General features: G+C 69.1%; 17 protein-coding genes and 1 pseudogene. 12 read left to right on the top strand and 6 right to left on the bottom strand.

Annotation, left to right across the window (positions count from 1 at the left end; translation table 11 throughout):
- The first annotated feature begins 2 nt into the window (after window positions 1-2).
- From FB563_RS01450 to pssA, 6 genes are all read left to right on the top strand, one after another.
- Window positions 3-2,030 (top strand): protein meaA, encoded by a 2,028-nt coding sequence (locus tag FB563_RS01450; RefSeq protein ID WP_055708681.1) that lies wholly within the window; start codon window positions 3-5, stop codon window positions 2,028-2,030.
- The gene (locus FB563_RS01455; protein ID WP_055708680.1) at window positions 2,027-2,989 is read left to right on the top strand and encodes an HpcH/HpaI aldolase/citrate lyase family protein; all 963 of its coding nucleotides are present in this window, start codon (window positions 2,027-2,029) and stop codon (window positions 2,987-2,989) included. Before FB563_RS01450 ends, FB563_RS01455 begins: the two co-directional genes overlap by 4 nt.
- 5 nt (window positions 2,990-2,994) lie before the next feature.
- Window positions 2,995-3,507, top strand: coding sequence for a MaoC family dehydratase (locus tag FB563_RS01460; protein ID WP_055708679.1), 513 nt, complete (start codon window positions 2,995-2,997; stop codon window positions 3,505-3,507).
- Between the two features lie 3 nt (window positions 3,508-3,510).
- The gene (locus FB563_RS01465; RefSeq protein WP_055708678.1) at window positions 3,511-4,716 is read left to right on the top strand and encodes an acyl-CoA dehydrogenase family protein; all 1,206 of its coding nucleotides are present in this window, start codon (window positions 3,511-3,513) and stop codon (window positions 4,714-4,716) included.
- A gap of 169 nt (window positions 4,717-4,885) precedes the next feature.
- Window positions 4,886-5,542: a phosphatidylserine decarboxylase gene (locus tag FB563_RS01470; RefSeq protein WP_079048978.1), complete on the top strand. Its 657-nt coding sequence runs from the start codon at window positions 4,886-4,888 to the stop codon at window positions 5,540-5,542.
- Between the two features lie 22 nt (window positions 5,543-5,564).
- Window positions 5,565-6,386 (top strand): CDP-diacylglycerol--serine O-phosphatidyltransferase, encoded by an 822-nt coding sequence (gene pssA, locus FB563_RS01475; RefSeq protein ID WP_055708676.1) that lies wholly within the window; start codon window positions 5,565-5,567, stop codon window positions 6,384-6,386.
- Between the two features lie 276 nt (window positions 6,387-6,662).
- Here the strand turns inward: pssA and FB563_RS01480 are convergent, their stop codons facing one another.
- Window positions 6,663-7,799, bottom strand: coding sequence for a glycerate kinase (locus tag FB563_RS01480; protein WP_055710345.1), 1,137 nt, complete (start codon window positions 7,797-7,799; stop codon window positions 6,663-6,665).
- A 165-nt stretch (window positions 7,800-7,964) separates the two neighbouring features.
- Between FB563_RS01480 and FB563_RS01485 the strand changes: the two genes are divergently transcribed.
- The gene (locus FB563_RS01485; protein ID WP_055710344.1) at window positions 7,965-9,050 is read left to right on the top strand and encodes an ADP-ribosylglycohydrolase family protein; all 1,086 of its coding nucleotides are present in this window, start codon (window positions 7,965-7,967) and stop codon (window positions 9,048-9,050) included.
- Window positions 9,051-9,078: 28 nt separating this feature from the next.
- Window positions 9,079-9,573, top strand: a complete 495-nt coding sequence (locus FB563_RS01490; RefSeq protein ID WP_055710343.1) for an NUDIX domain-containing protein — start codon at window positions 9,079-9,081, stop codon at window positions 9,571-9,573.
- Here FB563_RS01490 and FB563_RS01495 read toward each other — a convergent pair.
- On the bottom strand, window positions 9,558-10,082 hold the full coding sequence (locus FB563_RS01495) for an ATP-binding protein (protein WP_107100797.1): 525 nt from the start codon (window positions 10,080-10,082) through the stop codon (window positions 9,558-9,560). The genes FB563_RS01490 and FB563_RS01495 overlap by 16 nt on opposite strands.
- Window positions 10,083-10,218: 136 nt before the next feature.
- Between FB563_RS01495 and FB563_RS01500 the strand changes: the two genes are divergently transcribed.
- Window positions 10,219-10,818: a TetR/AcrR family transcriptional regulator gene (locus tag FB563_RS01500; protein ID WP_055710342.1), complete on the top strand. Its 600-nt coding sequence runs from the start codon at window positions 10,219-10,221 to the stop codon at window positions 10,816-10,818.
- Between the two features lie 109 nt (window positions 10,819-10,927).
- On the opposite strand, the gene FB563_RS01505 is transcribed toward FB563_RS01500, so the two are convergent.
- Window positions 10,928-11,404 (bottom strand): SRPBCC family protein, encoded by a 477-nt coding sequence (locus FB563_RS01505; protein ID WP_055710346.1) that lies wholly within the window; start codon window positions 11,402-11,404, stop codon window positions 10,928-10,930.
- Between the two features lie 251 nt (window positions 11,405-11,655).
- Window positions 11,656-12,717, bottom strand: a pseudogene (locus tag FB563_RS01510) (SpoIIE family protein phosphatase); the annotation flags it as partial.
- An 85-nt stretch (window positions 12,718-12,802) separates the two neighbouring features.
- On the opposite strand from FB563_RS01510, the gene FB563_RS01515 reads away from it, so the two are divergent.
- Entirely contained in the window at window positions 12,803-13,552 is a 750-nt protein-coding gene (locus tag FB563_RS01515) for a transposase family protein (RefSeq protein WP_142218408.1), read from the top strand.
- 6 nt (window positions 13,553-13,558) lie between these two features.
- Here the strand turns inward: FB563_RS01515 and FB563_RS01520 are convergent, their stop codons facing one another.
- The gene (locus tag FB563_RS01520; protein ID WP_055709005.1) at window positions 13,559-13,741 is read right to left on the bottom strand and encodes a hypothetical protein; all 183 of its coding nucleotides are present in this window, start codon (window positions 13,739-13,741) and stop codon (window positions 13,559-13,561) included.
- 583 nt (window positions 13,742-14,324) lie between these two features.
- Between FB563_RS01520 and FB563_RS01525 the strand changes: the two genes are divergently transcribed.
- A complete protein-coding gene (locus FB563_RS01525) occupies window positions 14,325-15,269 on the top strand; it encodes a helix-turn-helix transcriptional regulator (protein ID WP_142218409.1) in 945 nt (314 codons plus the stop codon).
- 145 nt (window positions 15,270-15,414) lie between these two features.
- Window positions 15,415-16,152: an SIR2 family NAD-dependent protein deacylase gene (locus FB563_RS01530; protein ID WP_142218410.1), complete on the top strand. Its 738-nt coding sequence runs from the start codon at window positions 15,415-15,417 to the stop codon at window positions 16,150-16,152.
- Between the two features lie 13 nt (window positions 16,153-16,165).
- Here the strand turns inward: FB563_RS01530 and FB563_RS01535 are convergent, their stop codons facing one another.
- On the bottom strand, window positions 16,166-16,621 hold the full coding sequence (locus tag FB563_RS01535; RefSeq protein ID WP_142218411.1) for a hypothetical protein: 456 nt from the start codon (window positions 16,619-16,621) through the stop codon (window positions 16,166-16,168).
- Between the last annotated feature and the right edge of the window lies 1 nt (window position 16,622).

Here is a 16,622-nt window from a genome sequence, read left to right on the forward strand (position 1 = left end):
AGATGACAGAGCGTCAGAAGGACCGGCCGTGGCTCATGCGGACGTACGCCGGTCACTCCACGGCCGAGGCGTCCAACGAGCTGTACCGGCGCAACCTCGCCAAGGGCCAGACAGGTCTGTCGGTGGCGTTCGACCTGCCGACGCAGACCGGCTACGACCCCGACCACATCCTCGCCCGCGGCGAGGTCGGCCGGGTGGGCGTGCCCGTCGCGCACCTCGGTGACATGCGCCGGCTGTTCCAGGACATCCCCCTGGAGCAGATGAACACCTCGATGACGATCAACGCCACCGCCATGTGGCTGCTGGCGCTCTACCAGGTCGTCGCCGAGGAGCAGGGCGCGGACATCACCAAGCTCCAGGGCACGACCCAGAACGACATCGTCAAGGAGTACCTGTCCCGCGGAACCCATGTGTTCCCGCCGGGGCCGAGCCTCCGTCTGACGACGGACATGATCGCGTACACGGTCTCCCACATCCCGAAGTGGAACCCGATCAACATCTGCAGCTACCACCTGCAGGAGGCCGGGGCCACGCCGGTGCAGGAGATCGCGTACGCGATGTCCACCGCCATCGCAGTGCTGGACGCCGTGCGCGACTCCGGCCAGGTGCCGCAGGAGCGCATGGGCGACGTGGTCGCCCGCATCTCCTTCTTCGTGAACGCGGGCGTCCGGTTCATCGAGGAGATGTGCAAGATGCGGGCGTTCGGCCGCATCTGGGACAAGGTCACCCGCGAGCGGTACGGCATCGAGGACCCCAAGCAGCGCCGCTTCCGGTACGGCGTCCAGGTCAACTCCCTCGGCCTGACCGAGGCGCAGCCGGAGAACAACGTCCAGCGGATCGTGCTGGAGATGCTGGCGGTCACCCTCTCCAAGGACGCACGCGCGCGTGCCGTGCAGCTGCCGGCCTGGAACGAGGCCCTGGGCCTCCCCCGGCCGTGGGACCAGCAGTGGAGCCTGCGCATCCAGCAGGTGCTGGCGTACGAGAGCGACCTGCTGGAGTACGACGACATCTTCGAGGGCTCGAAGGTGATCGAGGCAAAGGTGGAGCAGCTGGTCGCCGACTCCCTCGCGGAGATCGACCGCATCCAGGAGATGGGCGGCGCGATGGCCGCCGTCGAGTCCGGCTACCTGAAGTCCCAGCTGGTCTCCTCGCACGCCGAGCGCCGGGCCCGGATCGAGTCCGGCGAGGAGAAGATCATCGGTGTCAACGCCTTCGAGAGCACCGAGCCGAACCCGCTCACGGCCGACCTGGACACCGCGATCATGACGGTCGACCCGGCGGTCGAGGCCCGGGTCATCGAGTCACTCCAGAAGTGGCGCGACACCCGCTACCAGCCGCCCTTCAACCACCCTCGCCCCTGCAAGGCGCTGGAGCGGCTGAAGGAGGCCGCCAAGGGAACCGACAACCTGATGGAGGCCACGCTGGAGTGCGCCCGCGCCGGGGTCACGACCGGCGAGTGGGCGGGCGCGCTGCGCGAGGTGTTCGGCGAGTACCGGGCGCCCACCGGGGTCTCCTCCGCGCCGGTCGCCGTCGCCGCCGAGCCGGGCTCCGCGCTCGCCGAGGTCCGGGCCAAGGTCGACGCCACCGCCCGTGACCTGGGCGTCGGCAAGCTGCGCTTCCTGGTCGGCAAGCCGGGCCTGGACGGGCATTCCAACGGCGCCGAGCAGATCGCCGTACGCGCGCGCGACGCCGGCTTCGAGGTGGTCTACCAGGGCATCCGGCTGACGCCCGAGCAGATCGTGGACGCGGCACTCGCCGAGGACGTGCACGCGGTGGGCCTGTCGATCCTGTCCGGCTCGCACGCCCAGCTGGTCCCGGACGTGCTCCAGCGCCTCCGTGTGGCCGGTGCCACAGATATACCGGTGATCGCCGGTGGCATCATCCCGAATGGTGACGCCGAGCAGCTGAAGGAAGCCGGAGTGGCCGCCGTCTTCACCCCGAAGGACTTCGACATCACCGGGATCATCGGCCGCATCGTCGACGAGATCCGGAAAGCGAACAAGCTCGACCCTCTGGAGGTCCCCGCATGACGACCGTCAACCGCCTTCGCCCGCGGCGCTCCTGCCTGGCCGTGCCGGGCTCGAACCCGCGCTTCCTGGAGAAGGCGCAGGGCCTCCCGGCGGACCAGGTCTTCCTGGACCTGGAGGACGCCTGCGCGCCGCTCGCCAAGCCCGAGGCGCGGCACACCATCGTCAAGTTCCTCAACGAGGGCGACTGGACGGGCAAGACGCGCGTGGTGCGTGTCAACGACTGGACGACCGAGTGGACGTACCGCGACGTCGTCACGGTGGTCGAGGGCGCCGGCCAGAACCTCGACTGCATCATGCTGCCGAAGGTCCAGAACGCCGAGCAGATCGTGGCCCTGGACCTGCTGCTGACGCAGATCGAGAAGACCATGGGCTTCGAGGTCGGCAAGATCGGCATCGAGGCGCAGATCGAGAACGCGCAGGGTCTGAACAACGTCAACGCGATCGCGCAGGCCTCCCCGCGGATCGAGACGATCATCTTCGGCCCGGCCGACTTCATGGCCTCCATCAACATGAAGTCGCTGGTCGTGGGCGAGCAGCCGCCCGGCTACCCGGCGGACGCCTACCACTACATCCTGATGAAGATCCTGATGGCCGCCCGCGCCAACAACCTCCAGGCGATCGACGGCCCCTACCTGCAGATCCGCAATGTGGAGGGCTACCGCGAGGTCGCCCAGCGCGCCGCCGCGCTCGGCTTCGACGGCAAGTGGGTGCTGCACCCGGGCCAGGTCGAGGCGTCCAACGAGATCTTCTCGCCGTCGCAGGAGGACTACGACCACGCCGAGCTGATCCTGGACGCGTACGACTACTACACCTCCGAGGCGGGCGGCAAGAAGGGCTCCGCGATGCTCGGCGACGAGATGATCGACGAGGCCAGCCGCAAGATGGCCCTGGTCATCGCGGGCAAGGGACGCGCCGCCGGCATGCAGCGCACCAGCACGTTCGAGATCCCGGAGGCCTGAGCGCGATGCAGTTCGGACGCACCTACGAGGAGTTCGAGGTCGGGGCGACGTACAAGCACTGGCCGGGCAAGACGGTCACGGAGTACGACGACCACCTGTTCTGTCTCCTCACCATGAACCACCACCCGCTCCACATGGACATCAACTATGCGGAGAAGACGACGGACTTCGGCAAGAACGTCGTCGTCGGGAACTACATCTACTCCCTCCTGCTCGGCATGTCCGTGCCGGACGTCTCCGGCAAGGCGATCGCCAACCTGGAGATCGAGTCGCTCAAGCACGTGGCGCCGACCTTCCACGGCGACACGATCTACGGCGAGACGACGGTGCTGGACAAGTGGCCGTCGAAGTCGAAGAACGACCGCGGGATCGTCCACGTCGAGACCAAGGGCTACAAGCAGGACGGCACCCTGGTGTGCGTCTTCCGCCGCAAGGTCATGGTGCCCACCGAGACGTACATCAAGGAGCGCGGCGGCGAGCAGCCGGGCCGCCCGGAACCGAAGCAGCAGGAGAAGTAGGCCATGGCCCGTCTCGCCCAGACCGCCGGTCTGACCGACGTCCAGCAGGAGATCCTCTCCACCGTCCGGGACTTTGTCGACAAGGAGATCATTCCTGTCGCGACCGAGCTGGAGCACCGCGACGAGTACCCGCAGCAGATCGTGGACGGCCTGAAGGAGCTCGGCCTGTTCGGTCTGATGATCCCCGAGGAGTACGGGGGTCTGGGCGAGTCGCTCCTGACCTACGCGCTGTGCGTGGAGGAGATCGCCCGCGGCTGGATGTCGGTGTCCGGCATCATCAACACGCACTTCATCGTCGCGTACATGCTCAAGCAGCACGGCACGCAGGAGCAGAAGGACCACTTCCTGCCGAGGATGGCGGCCGGTGACATCCGGGGCGCCTTCTCGATGTCGGAGCCGGGCCTGGGCTCCGATGTGTCGGCGATCACCTCCAAGGCGGTCAAGGACGGCGACGAGTACGTCCTGAACGGCCAGAAGATGTGGCTGACGAACGGCGGCACGTCCTCCCTGGTGGCGGTCCTGGTCCGCAGTGACGAAGGCCACCCCGAGGGCACGGCCCCGCACAAGTCGATGACCACCTTCCTGATCGAGAAGGAGCCGGGCTTCGGCGAGGTCCGTCCCGGCCTGACCATCCCCGGCAAGATCGAGAAGATGGGCTACAAGGGCGTCGACACCACCGAGCTGATCATGGACGGCCTGCGCCTTCCGGCCGATCGCGTGCTCGGCGGCGTCACCGGCCGAGGTTTTTACCAAATGATGGACGGCGTCGAGGTCGGCCGGGTCAACGTGGCGGCGCGTGGCTGTGGCGTCGCCCAGCGTGCCTTCGAGCTCGGCATCCAGTACGCCCAGCAGCGGCACGCCTTTGGCAAGCCGATCGCCCAGCACCAGGCCATCCAGTTCAAGCTGGCGGAGATGGCGACCAAGGTCGAGGCCGCGCATGCGATGATGGTCAACGCCGCGCGCAAGAAGGACTCCGGCGAGCGAAACGACCTCGAGGCCGGCATGGCGAAGTACCTGGCCTCCGAGTACTGCAAGGAGGTCGTGGAGGACGCCTTCCGGATCCACGGCGGCTACGGCTTCTCCAAGGAGTACGAGATCGAGCGCCTGTACCGCGAGGCCCCGATGCTGCTCATCGGTGAAGGTACCGCCGAGATCCAGAAAATGATCATCGGCCGCCGGCTGCTCGAAGAGTATCGGTTCCAGGGCTGATTGTCCGGATACGGGGTGTTTTCTTCGAGAAGAAGATCACACCCCGTAGACGTTCTTCGGCCGCCGACTCGGCAGCCTGGCTTGCCCAGTTGCGGCCCGCGACCGGTACGATCCCGGGAAAGCCGCCGTCCCCCGTCTTGCGCGGCATCATCCGCTACGAAGGTCATCCATGCCCCACAGCCAAACCTCTGCACCTCGCGACAGCCGAGCCGGCGTCCGTCTCGCGCGCGGAGCATCGCCGTGGCTTCTCCCGACCGTCGCCACCGCAGCCCTCAGCCTGGCCCGCGCCCGCCGCTCCGGCGCGGCCAGGGCCGTGGCCGTGCCCGCCACCGCGCTCGCCGCGGGCATGCTGTGGTTCTTCCGCGACCCCGAGCGCGAGATCGGCTCCGGCCGGGTGAGCTCGCCCGCCGACGGCGTGGTGCAGAGCATCATGCCGTGGAAGGACGGGCGCACCCGCGTCGCGATCTTCATGAGCCCGCTGAACGTCCACGTCAACCGCGCGCCCCTCGCGGGCACGGTGACGTCCGTCGAGCACATCCCCGGCGGCTTCGTTCCGGCTTTCAACAAGGAGAGCGAGAACAACGAGCGCGTAGTCTGGCATTTCGACACCGAACTCGGCGACATCGAGATGATCCAGATCGCCGGCGCGGTCGCCCGCCGCATCGTGCCCTACATCCCTCAGGGCACGAAGGTCGAGCAGGGCGACCGTATCGGTCTGATCCGCTTCGGCTCGCGTGTCGACCTCTACCTGCCCGAGGGCGTGGAGGTCGCGGTCGAGGTCGGCCAGAAGACCGTGGCTGGGGTGACTCGCATTGACCGTGATTGATCCGGAGACCCAGGCGGGCTGGGTGCCCGAGGCCGACGAGGTGGACGAAGAGGAGGAGATGCCGCTCTCTCTCCGCCTCTCAATAGCGGACACCCTCACCCTGGGCAACGCCACGTGTGGGTTCATGGCGGTGTACTTCACCACCACCGGCATCCTGATCCCGCACCTGACCGGGAACGACGAGTCCGCGGGCATGGCCCGGCACAGTGCCGCCACGGCCGTCATCCTGATGCTGTGCGCGGCCGTCTTCGACCTGTTCGACGGGCTGGTGGCGAGGAAGCTGCGCTCGTCGCCGATGGGCGCCGAGCTGGACAACCTGTCCGACCTGATCAGCTTCGGCCTGGCGCCCGCGTACTTCGTCCTCGTCTACGGCATGGTCGCGGACGACGCGCACCAGAGAATGGCGGCGCTGGGGGCGATCGTGGTGCTGCTGGCGGTGGTGCTGAGGCTGGCCCGCTTCAGTTGCGTGACGATGAAGGACGGCATGTTCCAGGGCATGCCCAGCCCGTTCGGCGCGCTGACGGTGGTCTCCATCGTCCTGCTGGAGCTGCCCTTCGTGGCGACGCTGCTGGCGATCCTCGGCACGGCGTGGCTGATGGTGAGCCGGGTGGAGTACCCGAAGCCGAGGGGACGGCTGGCCGGGGCGATGCTGTCCTGGATCGTGCTCTCGATGGGCCTGCTGGCGGCGTGGGCCTTCGACGCCCCGAGCGGTCAGCTGCTGCTCCAGACGGGTTGTGCGCTGCAGCTGGTCATGGGCGCGGTGATTCCGCTGTTCGCCACGGCTCGGCGGGTGAACAACTTCCGCGACAACCGGCGGGAGGCGCGGGCGGCGCAGCTGCCGTAGCGGCTCGTATGCCTGCGGCGCTTGTGCGGAGGGCCCCGGACCGTTGCTGGTCCGGGGCCCTCCGCTTGTGCGGGCGACCTGGGGGCTCCGCCCCCAGACCCCCTTTGCCCACCCGCCCACCCGTCTCGGTCGGTCGAGAGGCGAGCCGAGGGTGGGAACGGCGAGGGAGAGACGGTGGAACGGCGAGATCGCCCGAGACGGTGCCCACCCAGCCGACCGAGACGGGTGGTGGGTGGGCATAGGCCGGGGGGTCTGGGGGCGGAGCCCCCAGGGACCTCAGCCCAGCTGGTCCTCGGCGATGCGCACGGCGACCCGCTCCAGAATCGGCCCGGCATCCGCGATGCACCTGGCCACGTCCGGCTCGACGGAGGTCAACGGGTACGCCTGGGAGATCCCCGCTCCCTGCAACGCCTCCGGCGACAGAGCGAGCCGTCCGCACACCGCCACCACGGTCCTTCCCGCGGAGCGAGCCGCCGCAGCGACACCCGCCGGCGCCTTCCCGTGCAGCGTCTGCTCGTCCAGCGAGCCCTCACCGGTGATGACCAGCGAGGCCCGTTCCAGGGCGGGCGCGAAGCCGAGGACGTCCAGCATGACCTCGATACCGGGGCGGAAACGCGCGCCCAGGAGCAGCGCGCCGTAGCCGATGCCGCCCGCCGCGCCCGCGCCCGGCGACGCCGCGTACTGCGCCGCACGCGGCCCGACCTCGGCCTCCAGCACCTTGGCGAAGTGGGCGAGGGCCGCGTCCAGGGTCTCGACGTCGTCCGGGGAGGCGCCCTTCTGCGGGCCGTACACCGCCGGCGCGCCCTTCGGACCGGTCAGCGGATTGTCGACGTCGCTCGCCAGCACCAGCTCCACCGAGGACAGGCGCGGATCGAGGCCGGACAGGTCGGCGCGGGCGAGTTCCGCCAGCCCGCCGCCGCCCGGCGACACCGGCTCGCCGCCCTCGTTCAGGAAGCGCGCGCCCAGCGCGGACAGCATGCCCGCGCCGCCGTCCGTCGTGGCGCTGCCGCCGACGCCGAACACGATCGTCCGGGCGCCCGCGTCGAGCGCGGCCCGCAGCAGTTCGCCGGAGCCGTACGTGGAGGCCGTCAGGGGCGCGAAGACGCCGGCGGGGAGGCGCTGCAGGCCGCTCGCCTCGGCCATCTCCACGACCGCGGTCCCGCCGCGCAGCGCGAACGCGGCGGTCACCTCCTGGCCCAGCGGCCCGGCGACCCGTACCTCCCGGCGCTCGAAGCCGGCCGCGACCGCCGCGTCCACCGTCCCGTCGCCGCCGTCGGCCACGGGCAGCGCCTCGACCGCCAGGTCCGGCACGACCCGGCGCAGCCCGGCCGTCACCCGCTCGGCGACCTGCACGGCCGTCAGCGAGCCCTTGAACTTGTCCGCGGCGATGAGCACCCGACGGGTCTCGTTCACTGCAGCGTCCGCCACCTTGCTTTCCCCTTGCTCTCCGGGCCCCGCGCACGTCAGGGCCAGTCGCGCCGCTGCGACCTTAACCGGAGGAGACCCCCGTCGTCATGCCCCGACCGAAGGCTGGGAACCGGCTGGGAGGAGCCTGGGGAAAACGGGTAGACCCCAGCCATGACCAGCCAGCGCCCGCAGCCCGCCGATCTCCCTGCCCTCGCCGACCGCATCCACGGCGGCTGGCTCGGCCGGATCGCGGGCAACATGCTCGGCAAGCCGGTGGAGCAGGGCGAGGTATGGACCCGCGAGCGCATCGACCGCTATCTGCGCAAGGCCGAGGCGCTGCCGCTCACCGACTACCTGCCCGAGCCCGCCGACCCGGAGGAGACCGCCGTACTGCGCCCGGAGTGGCGCGACTGCGTGCGCGGCCGGATCCACGGCAGCGTGCGCGACGACGACGTCGACTACGCGATCCTCGGCCTGCACCTGCTGGAGACCCACGGCTTCGGCTTCAGCACCGAGCAGGTCGGCGAGCTGTGGCTGCTGCGGCTGCCGTACCTGCAGACCTTCACCGCGGAACGGGCGGCGTACCGGAACCTCGCGAACGGGCTGAAGCCGCCGCTGACGGCGACGTACGACAACCCCTGTCAGGAGTGGATCGGCGCGCTGATCCGCGCCGACGTCTACGGCTGGACCCGCCCCGGCGACCCCGCGGCGGCCGCCTCGCTCGCCCGGCGGGACGCGGTGCTGTCGCACACCGGGAACGGCGTGTACGGCGCCATGTGGGCGGCGGCGCTGATCGCCGCGGCGTTCACCGCGGCCGCCGTGCGGGACGCCCTGGATGCGGCTCTCGGCGTGATCCCGGCGAGCAGCCGGCTCGCCCGTACCGTACGGCGGGTCATGACCCTGCACGAGACGCGGCTGCCCTGGGAGGAGACCCTGGCCACGCTGGCCGCGGAGACCGCCGGGCTGGGCTGGATCCACGTCGTCCCGAACGCCGCGGTCCTGACCGCTGGGCTGCTGTACGGCGACGGCGACTTCACGCGGACCCTCGCCCTCACGGTGCGCGGCGGCCTGGACACCGACTCCAACGGCGCGACGGCCGGCTCGGTGGCCGGGGTGCTCACGGGCGCCGCCGCGATCCCCGCCCAGTGGACGGACCCGCTCCAGGACACGGCCCGGAGCGCGGTGTTCGGCTTCGACGGCGTACGGATCAGTGCGCTGGCGGAACGCACCCTGCGCCTGGCGACGACGGCCCCGTAGCCGCCCCGCGGCTCGTTACCCTTCCCCAATGACCACGACTGGTGACTTCGCCGCATACATCGCGAGCCTGCCCCGTGTCCTCGCCGGCGCGGCCGCGCTCTTCCGGGACGCCGAGGGGCGCGTGCTGCTGGTCGAGCCCAACTACCGCGAGGGCTGGGCGCTTCCGGGCGGCACGATCGAGTCGGACGACGGGGAGACCCCGCGCCAGGGCGCGCGCCGGGAGACGCTGGAGGAGATCGGGCTCGACCGGGAGCTCGGCCGGCTGCTGGCCGTGGACTGGGTGCACGGCGCGGGCCGGCCTCCGCTGGTGGCGTACCTGTACGACGGCGGGGTGCTCACGGAGGCCGACCTGAAGGCGATCCGCCTGCAGGAGGAGGAGCTGCTGTCCTGGCGCCTGGTGCCGCGCGAGGAGATCACCGACCACCTCCCCGGCGCCCTCGGCCACCGGGTCCTGACGGCCCTGGACGTCCTCGCCGACGGCACCGGCACGGCGGAGCTGGAGAACGGTCACCGGGTGGCGTGACCGCTCCTGGTCGCACTGACGACGGCCGGGGCCGCCTCCGCCCGCAGTTCGAACCAGATGGTCTTGCCCGTGGGCGTCTCCGTGCTGCCCCAGGCGTCCGCGAGCAGGTCCAGGAGGTCCGTGCCGCGCCCGCCCTCCGCGGCGGCGTCGACGACGCTGCGCAGCGGGACGGCGGACTCGGTGTCCTCGACCTCGCACGTCAGCCGGGAGTCACGCACCCGCAGGTTGAGCCTGAGCGGCCCGCGGGTGTGCCGCAGGGCGTTGGTGACGACCTCGCTGACCAGGAGTTCGGCGGTCTCGGCCAGGTCGGTCAACGCCCACTGGCTCAGCTGGGCGGTGACCAGCCGGCGGGCCCGCCCCGCGGAGGTCAGAGCGCGCGGCAGGGGCCAGGAGGCGTCCCATTCCGTGGCGCGGCCACGGGGCGCGTCCAGCGGCCGTACCGGTGCGAGTGCACGGGACCACAGGGCCCACTGCCGGGTGGCCCAGGGGAGGGCGGCGTGGGTGGCCATAGGAATCAGTCCTTCTGAGCGAGGCCGTACATGTAGCAGTCGCTACACCTCAAATATAGACGTAGCGGGTGTTACAGTAAAGACATCTCAAAAAGAATCTATAGGGAATAAAAATCCCCTGACGGACGGAGCCCTCATGCCCCGGTCGCCCGATCCGGCCAAACGACGCGACCTGCTCGACCGGGTCCGCGCATATGTCCTCCGCAACGGGCTGACGGACCTCTCCCTGCGGCCCCTGGCCCGTGCCCTGGGCACCAGCGACCGCATGCTCCTGTACTACTTCGGCTCCAAGGAACGGATGGTCGCCGAGGCCCTCGCCGCATACGAGCGCCGGCCTCTTCTGCGCACCCGCGAGCTGCTGGAGACCTTCGGCCCGCCGAAGGACGCGGCGGGCCTTCGCCGCTTCATGGAGGAGGCGTGGCATCGGTTCAGCGACCCGGAGGTACGTGCCTCGCTCCCGCTCTATCTCGAGGTCATGAGCGCCAGCGTGCTCCACCCGGACCGGTACGGACCTGTCCTGCACGACATCGTCACCGAGTGGACGGACCTGTTCACCTCGGTCTTCCATCACTTCGGCATGGACCAGGACCGGGCCCGCACCCAGGCCGCCCTGCTGACCGACGCCTCCCTCGGCCTCGTGATCGCCCCGCTGGCGAACGGCCACTGGGACCGGGCGGACAAAGCCTTCCACGCCCTCCTCGACATCCTGGAACCCGGGTGGCGGCCCATGGCGTGACGCTCGGCGGACCACGCGGGGTGAGAAGCAGTGCCCGCTGTCCAGCCCCCTCCGCGCCAGCGGCGCCGATTACGTCGCAGTCCGGCCTCGTTGATGTCAGCCGTGTATGTCAGAAGTCGCCAGGTGAGCGTCGGCTGGAGTCGGAGGCGTCGGTGCCTTCCAGTAGCGCTTTCAATGCGGCGAGGTCCTTGACGTTTGCCCGCCGCACAGCCGCAGCCATCATCGGAGCGCTCACCTTGGCAAAGCCGGATGGTTCGCCGCGGTTGCGCAGTGTCATCCGGGTATGGTCAGCGTCCACTGGCTGCCAGGTGTAGGTCGTCTCCATGGGAAAGGGCCCCTGCGCGGTGCGCATCACGAGTCGTTCGGGGGAGTACTCGACGATTTCGTACGTGTACGTCAGGGTGCGCCCCAGGAACCGGGCGACGAAGTCGAGCTTCGAGCCCGCGGCGAGCGGCGGCGAGGTCCGCCAACGAACCGAGATGATGTTGGCGTACCAGTGCGGCGCATTGGTCGGATCCCCGGCATAGGCGGCGACCTCCGCACAGGGACGGGCGATCACGGTCTCGGTGAGCACGTCGACAGCCATGACCTCCACGCTAGCGCGGTGGTTCATGCTCGGGAGCCCGACACACGTGCTACCCGTTCAGCCAAATACGCGGCTTCGTCGGGCTCGGCTTGTTTCACCGTGACTCCCCGCTGTTCCCCGCTCGATCCGGTGCGGTGGTGGTGCGGGGCCTCGCCCAGCATGCACGGGGAAGGGGTGGGGTGACAGCGGTACCGATGTCACCCCACCCCTCATGCACGGCCGACGGTCACGCTCGCGCTGTTTCTCACGAACTAGCCTGCGGTAGGCATGACATGAGCCTGCGAGGGTGTAGAGGGCAGGTCTTGTTCGACCCAGACGACCTTGCCGCCCGATGCGGAGCGAAAGCCCCACCTGTGGGCCAACTGAGCAACCAGGAACAGGCCCCGGCCGTTCTCGTCGACGATGCGAGCATGGCGCTGGCGCGGGTAGCAGTTTCCGCTGTCAAAGACTTCGCAGGTCAGGACTTGGTGCCGGATGAGTCGTAGCTGGATCGGGCCGACGCCGTGGTGGACGGCGTTGGTGACCAGTTCACTGACCACCAGTTCCATGGTGGACACGAGATGCTCCAGTCCCCATTCACTGAGCTGACGGGCGGCCACGTGCCGGGCGGTGCCGACGACGGCCGGCTCAGCCGGCAGGTCCCAGGAGGCGGTCTGGGCCGCGCTGATTGCGCGGATCCCGACAAGCAGCAAGGTGACGTCATCGGACGATGCCCGAGTCGGCACGGCTTCCATCACCGAGGAACACAGGTCCTCCAAGGACTCGTCAGGCTGCGCCAGGGCGGCGCCCAGTCGGTGCATGCCGACGTCAATGTCCTCGTCACGGGACTCGACCAAGCCGTCGGTGTAGAACGCGAGCCGACTTCCCGCGGGCAGCTCCACTTCTATGGCCTCGAAGGGAACCAGCCCGAGACCCAGGCCCAGTGGCGCCCCGGTGGGCAGGTCGGGGAAGGTGACCTGCCCCTGCGGGTCGATGATCGCGGGCGGGGGGTGCCCGGCCCGTGCCATCGTGCACCGCCCCGTGACCGGGTCGTAGACGGCGTACAGACAGGTCGCCCCCACCACCCGGGCCTGGTCCGCGTCGTCGTCTTCCTCGGTCATCCGCCGGACGCAGTCATCGAGGTGGCTCAGCAGTTCGTCGGCGGGCAGATCCAGTTCCGCTAGCGTGCGGACGGCGGTGCGGAGATTGCCCATGGTCGCCGCAGCGTCGATGCCATGTCCGACCACGTCCCCGACGACGAGGGCCACCCGGGCGCCAGAGAGCGGGATCACATCGAACCAGTGAGCCTTTTCAGCGTGGCCACCGATCGGGTGATGACCTTGGTGCCCGCAACGGACAGGGCTCCCGTGCCGTTGGGTGAGGTGTTCGAAGTCTCAACCTGCCGGTCCAGGAGCCCTGTTGGTTCCCTATCCTGCCGCACTCGACCTGCCTCATGCGCTGGTCGAGTGGGTCACGATGCTTATCGTCACCCGCGAGGGTGACCGCCGCTGCAAGCTCCCGCCGCACCAGCGCGCCCTCGTCGCTCTCGCCTACCTGCGCAAGCACGAGACTCTCGCGCAGATCGCCGCCGGGTTCGGCATATCCGTCGGCACCGCCCACGCCTACACCACCGCCGTCGTGCGGCTCCTCGCCGACCGGGCGCCGGGCCTGCTCAAGACCCTGCGCGAGCACGACCCGGACTACGTACTCCTGGACGGCACCCTCAGCGAGTGCGACCGCCTGGGCGACGGACGCGCCGATTACTCCCACAAGCACCGGCGCCACGGCGTGAACGTGCAGGTCGTCACCGATCCCGTAGGCCAGCTTCTGTGGATCTCGCCGGCCTTGCCGGGCCGTGCTCACGATCTGACCGCCGCACGCACCCACCGCATCATCCGAATCTGCGAACGCCAGGGCGTCCCGATCGTCGCCGACCGCGCCTACATCGGCGCCGGCTCCTGGGCCACCACCGCCATCCGCCGCCCGCCCAACGGCGAACTGTCACCGACCGAGCGGACGCTGAACCGGGCACTCGCCCAGGCCCGCGCTCCCGTCGAACGAGGTGTCGCCCGCCTGAAGTCCTGGCGGATCTTCCGCCGCAGCCGCTGCAGCCCGAACCGCATGACGGACATCGCCGCCGCAGTCCTCACCCTGGAGAGGCAACGTTGAAAAGGCTCAGTCACCCCCCACCCCGGCGTCCATGTCGGCCGGCAGGTAACGCGAGGCGGCCTCCACCGCGATGCCGCCCCTCAGACGGCGTGGAAGCAGGCTGCACTGCAGCGCGAGGGCTATCGCCCCGTCGGATATCTCGCGGGTCTTCGGCGGCTCAAAGAGTGCGGTTTGGTCAGTGGTCGCCATTCCGGTTCCCATCAGGTGCGTAAGTGAGTAGGTGCGAGGAGAAATCCGATCCTCAGGAGGTCGGGCAGCGTCGCGTGGTGACCCGTGACCTGCCGTGACCAGCCGGTCGGCCGGTGATTCGCCTCGGTCTGCGAGGCCCGCGAGGATCGTCTCCTGTGGCCCCTGTGCTGACCTGCAATCCAGAGAACCAGCCGAAAAGGCATGTGAGGGCGGTCTAATAGGCCTCCCTCGGGCAAGGCCCACTGACCCAGGTACTGGCAGACCCCCTTTCCCATCGCCGAGCATTCGGCGCCACCGCCTGAGCGGCCGGCACCCCCGGGAGACTCCTCGACTACCCACTTCTGCAATCACGCATCAGGAAATTGATGCGATCCGATTCCGTTTTCGTCGAGCTCATCATCAGAAAGCGTATATTTACTCGATGCCACTCGCTGGTCTGGAGATGAGCGGCACGGCTCCCCATTTGACCTCGCCGCGACTGCTCAAAAGTCTCCTTCTCTCGCCGGCAGTGAGTAGATTATGTGGCCACGTCACTTCACAATGCATCTTGCCGGGATTGCACGTGGAGAGCTAGCCTCAAGATATGTCCAAGTCGTCGTCCGGTTCAGCTGACAACAACAAGGAGCTGAGCGATTTTCTGCGCTCGCGGCGGGCCCGGGTGACTCCTGAGCAGGCCGGGGTCATGGCGGGGGCGAGTCGCCGCGTTCCAGGGCTCCGCCGCGAGGAAGTCGCGATCTCAGCCGGATTGAGCGTGGACTACTACATCCGTCTGGAACGCGGACGGGTGGCCAACGCCTCTGAAGCAGTGTTGGAGGCCGTAGCCCGGGCCCTGTGGCTGGATGACGTCGAGCGTGCCCACCTGTTCAACCTCGCCAGGCCGCAGTCCGTGGCCAGAGTGAGCAGGCCCGCCGTTCCCCGGCGAGTGCGACCGGGTGCGTACGCGCTGCTTGAGGTTCGTCGGGATACCCCTGCCATGATTCTGGGCGATCGCCTGGACGTCCTCACCCTCAATCGGATGGCTCGTGCGATGTTTGTCGATTTCGACGCCATGCCGGCTCGCGAGCGCAACTTGGCGCGATTCATATTTCTCGACCCTGCGGCGCGTGAACTGTTTATCGACTGGGACAATGCCGCTCACATGATCGTCGCAGGTTTGCATCTCTATGCGGGGCGACATCCGAACGACCCGCAACTCGCCGAGCTGCTTAATCAGCTGTCCGCCGCGGACAGGGACTTTCGCGGGTGGTGGGCTGCTCACGATGTGGAGGAGTTCGCCCACGGCACCAGGCATTACCGGCACCCCCTGCTCGGCGAAGTCACCTTGGACTACGAAAACCTCACCTTTCCTGGTGACCCGGGCCAGTGGCTGTCCGTAAGTACAGCCAAACCCGGCTCGCCGTCTTCCGAAGCCTTGCGGATCCTCGCCGGCTGGATCGGCGACCTGGACACCTCGGCACATGCAGGTTCGGCAAGTAGTTCCGGACAGCTGTCTGACCGTCAGCTCCAAGTCCGCCATGGAAAGGAGTGACACCAAGCCTTGCTTGGGGTTGGAGCGGGCTATGGCTGCGGTCGGCGCAGCCGCCACCTCCTCCTCGCTCCCCCCCACAATCGGCGTCCAAGGAGCCATCCGATACTCGCTCGCTCCGGCCAGGCGGGCGTCCTACTCTCAGGCCATGAACAAGCCTCTCGTAGCCATACTCAGTGGAGCAGGGATCTCCACTGATTCCGGGATCCCCGACTATCGCGGTCCGAACGGGTTGTGGCGTCGGGATCCGGAAGCAGAGAAGCTCGTCACCTACGAGTACTACATGGCGGACCCGGAGATCCGGCGGCGGTCCTGGCAGATGCGGCGCGAGAACCGCACGCTGAAGGCCGAGCCGAACGCCGCGCACCGGGCCGTCGCCGAGCTCGAGAAGTCCGGCGTCCCGGTGCGGGTCATCACCCAGAACGTGGACGGGCTGCACCAGATGGCCGGCCTGTCCGCCCGCAAGGTGCTCGAACTGCACGGCAGCGCACGCGGTGTCGTGTGCACCCGGTGCCATGCGCGCGGGCCGATGGAGGACGCCCTCGCCCGCGTCGAGGCCGGCGAGGAGGACCCCGCGTGCCTGCAATGCGGCGGCATCCTGAAGTCGGCGACCGTGATGTTCGGCGAGCGACTGGACCCGGTCGTGCTCGGCGAGGCGGTGTCCATCAGCAAGGCGTGCACCGTTTTCGTCGCCGTCGGCAGCAGCCTGCAGGTACAGCCCGCCGCCGGCCTGGTCGGCATGGCCGCCGACCACGGCGCCCGCCTGATCATCGTCAACGCCGAGCCGACGCCGTACGACGGACTCGCCGACGAGGTCGTACGCGAGCCGATCGGCACCGCGCTGCCCGCGCTGCTGGCCCGCATCCGGGCCCGGTGCGACGCGTAGGGACCCGCCCGTCTCAGGAGTCGTCGCGGCCGAGGTGGGCCTCGTGGAAGTACTCGGACTCGGTCACGACGACGATCGTGCCGAGCGAGCCCGAGAGGAACATCCAGGGCTCCTCGACCGCCCCGCGGACCCGCGCCATCCATCCGTGTGCGGGAACGCGGCACTCCAGCCAGGGCAGGATCCGCAGATGGCTCGCCACGAAGACACGGTCGGTGACGCCGTGGGCGACGAGCAACTCCTCGATCCAGGCGTCGAGTCGGGCGGACGGGGTGTCGTCCGGAAGCCTGTCGTACGGCTCCGTGAAGATGTTCCGGGTCCGCCCGACGGCCTCCCCCACCCATTCCGGGACCGCGTCGGCGCCCAGGGCGCCTCCGGTGCGCAGCTCGGCGAGGCGCCTCTCGGTCTCTGCCAGAGCGGCCTTCTCCCGGCACTCCCTGAGCCTGTGCTGCAGTCTGGCTTCGCGTGCCATG

Origin of the sequence: Streptomyces puniciscabiei (genome assembly GCF_006715785.1) — a bacterium.
GTDB classification, from domain to species: Bacteria; Actinomycetota; Actinomycetes; order Streptomycetales; family Streptomycetaceae; genus Streptomyces; species Streptomyces puniciscabiei.

What these genes read in the sequence shown, in the direction of transcription:
- FB563_RS01450 (WP_055708681.1), top strand. Translation starts at nt 3, where the DNA reads ATGACAGAGCGTCAGAAGGACCGGCCGTGGCTCATGCGGACGTACGCC.
- FB563_RS01455 (WP_055708680.1), top strand. Translation starts at nt 2,027, where the DNA reads ATGACGACCGTCAACCGCCTTCGCCCGCGGCGCTCCTGCCTGGCCGTG.
- FB563_RS01460 (WP_055708679.1), top strand. Translation starts at nt 2,995, where the DNA reads ATGCAGTTCGGACGCACCTACGAGGAGTTCGAGGTCGGGGCGACGTAC.
- FB563_RS01465 (WP_055708678.1), top strand. Translation starts at nt 3,511, where the DNA reads ATGGCCCGTCTCGCCCAGACCGCCGGTCTGACCGACGTCCAGCAGGAG.
- FB563_RS01470 (WP_079048978.1), top strand. Translation starts at nt 4,886, where the DNA reads ATGCCCCACAGCCAAACCTCTGCACCTCGCGACAGCCGAGCCGGCGTC.
- FB563_RS01485 (WP_055710344.1), top strand. Translation starts at nt 7,965, where the DNA reads ATGACCAGCCAGCGCCCGCAGCCCGCCGATCTCCCTGCCCTCGCCGAC.
- FB563_RS01490 (WP_055710343.1), top strand. Translation starts at nt 9,079, where the DNA reads ATGACCACGACTGGTGACTTCGCCGCATACATCGCGAGCCTGCCCCGT.
- FB563_RS01495 (WP_107100797.1), bottom strand. Translation starts at nt 10,082, where the DNA reads ATGGCCACCCACGCCGCCCTCCCCTGGGCCACCCGGCAGTGGGCCCTG.
- FB563_RS01500 (WP_055710342.1), top strand. Translation starts at nt 10,219, where the DNA reads ATGCCCCGGTCGCCCGATCCGGCCAAACGACGCGACCTGCTCGACCGG.
- FB563_RS01505 (WP_055710346.1), bottom strand. Translation starts at nt 11,404, where the DNA reads ATGGCTGTCGACGTGCTCACCGAGACCGTGATCGCCCGTCCCTGTGCG.
- FB563_RS01520 (WP_055709005.1), bottom strand. Translation starts at nt 13,741, where the DNA reads ATGGCGACCACTGACCAAACCGCACTCTTTGAGCCGCCGAAGACCCGC.
- FB563_RS01525 (WP_142218409.1), top strand. Translation starts at nt 14,325, where the DNA reads ATGTCCAAGTCGTCGTCCGGTTCAGCTGACAACAACAAGGAGCTGAGC.
- FB563_RS01530 (WP_142218410.1), top strand. Translation starts at nt 15,415, where the DNA reads ATGAACAAGCCTCTCGTAGCCATACTCAGTGGAGCAGGGATCTCCACT.
- FB563_RS01535 (WP_142218411.1), bottom strand. Translation starts at nt 16,621, where the DNA reads ATGGCACGCGAAGCCAGACTGCAGCACAGGCTCAGGGAGTGCCGGGAG.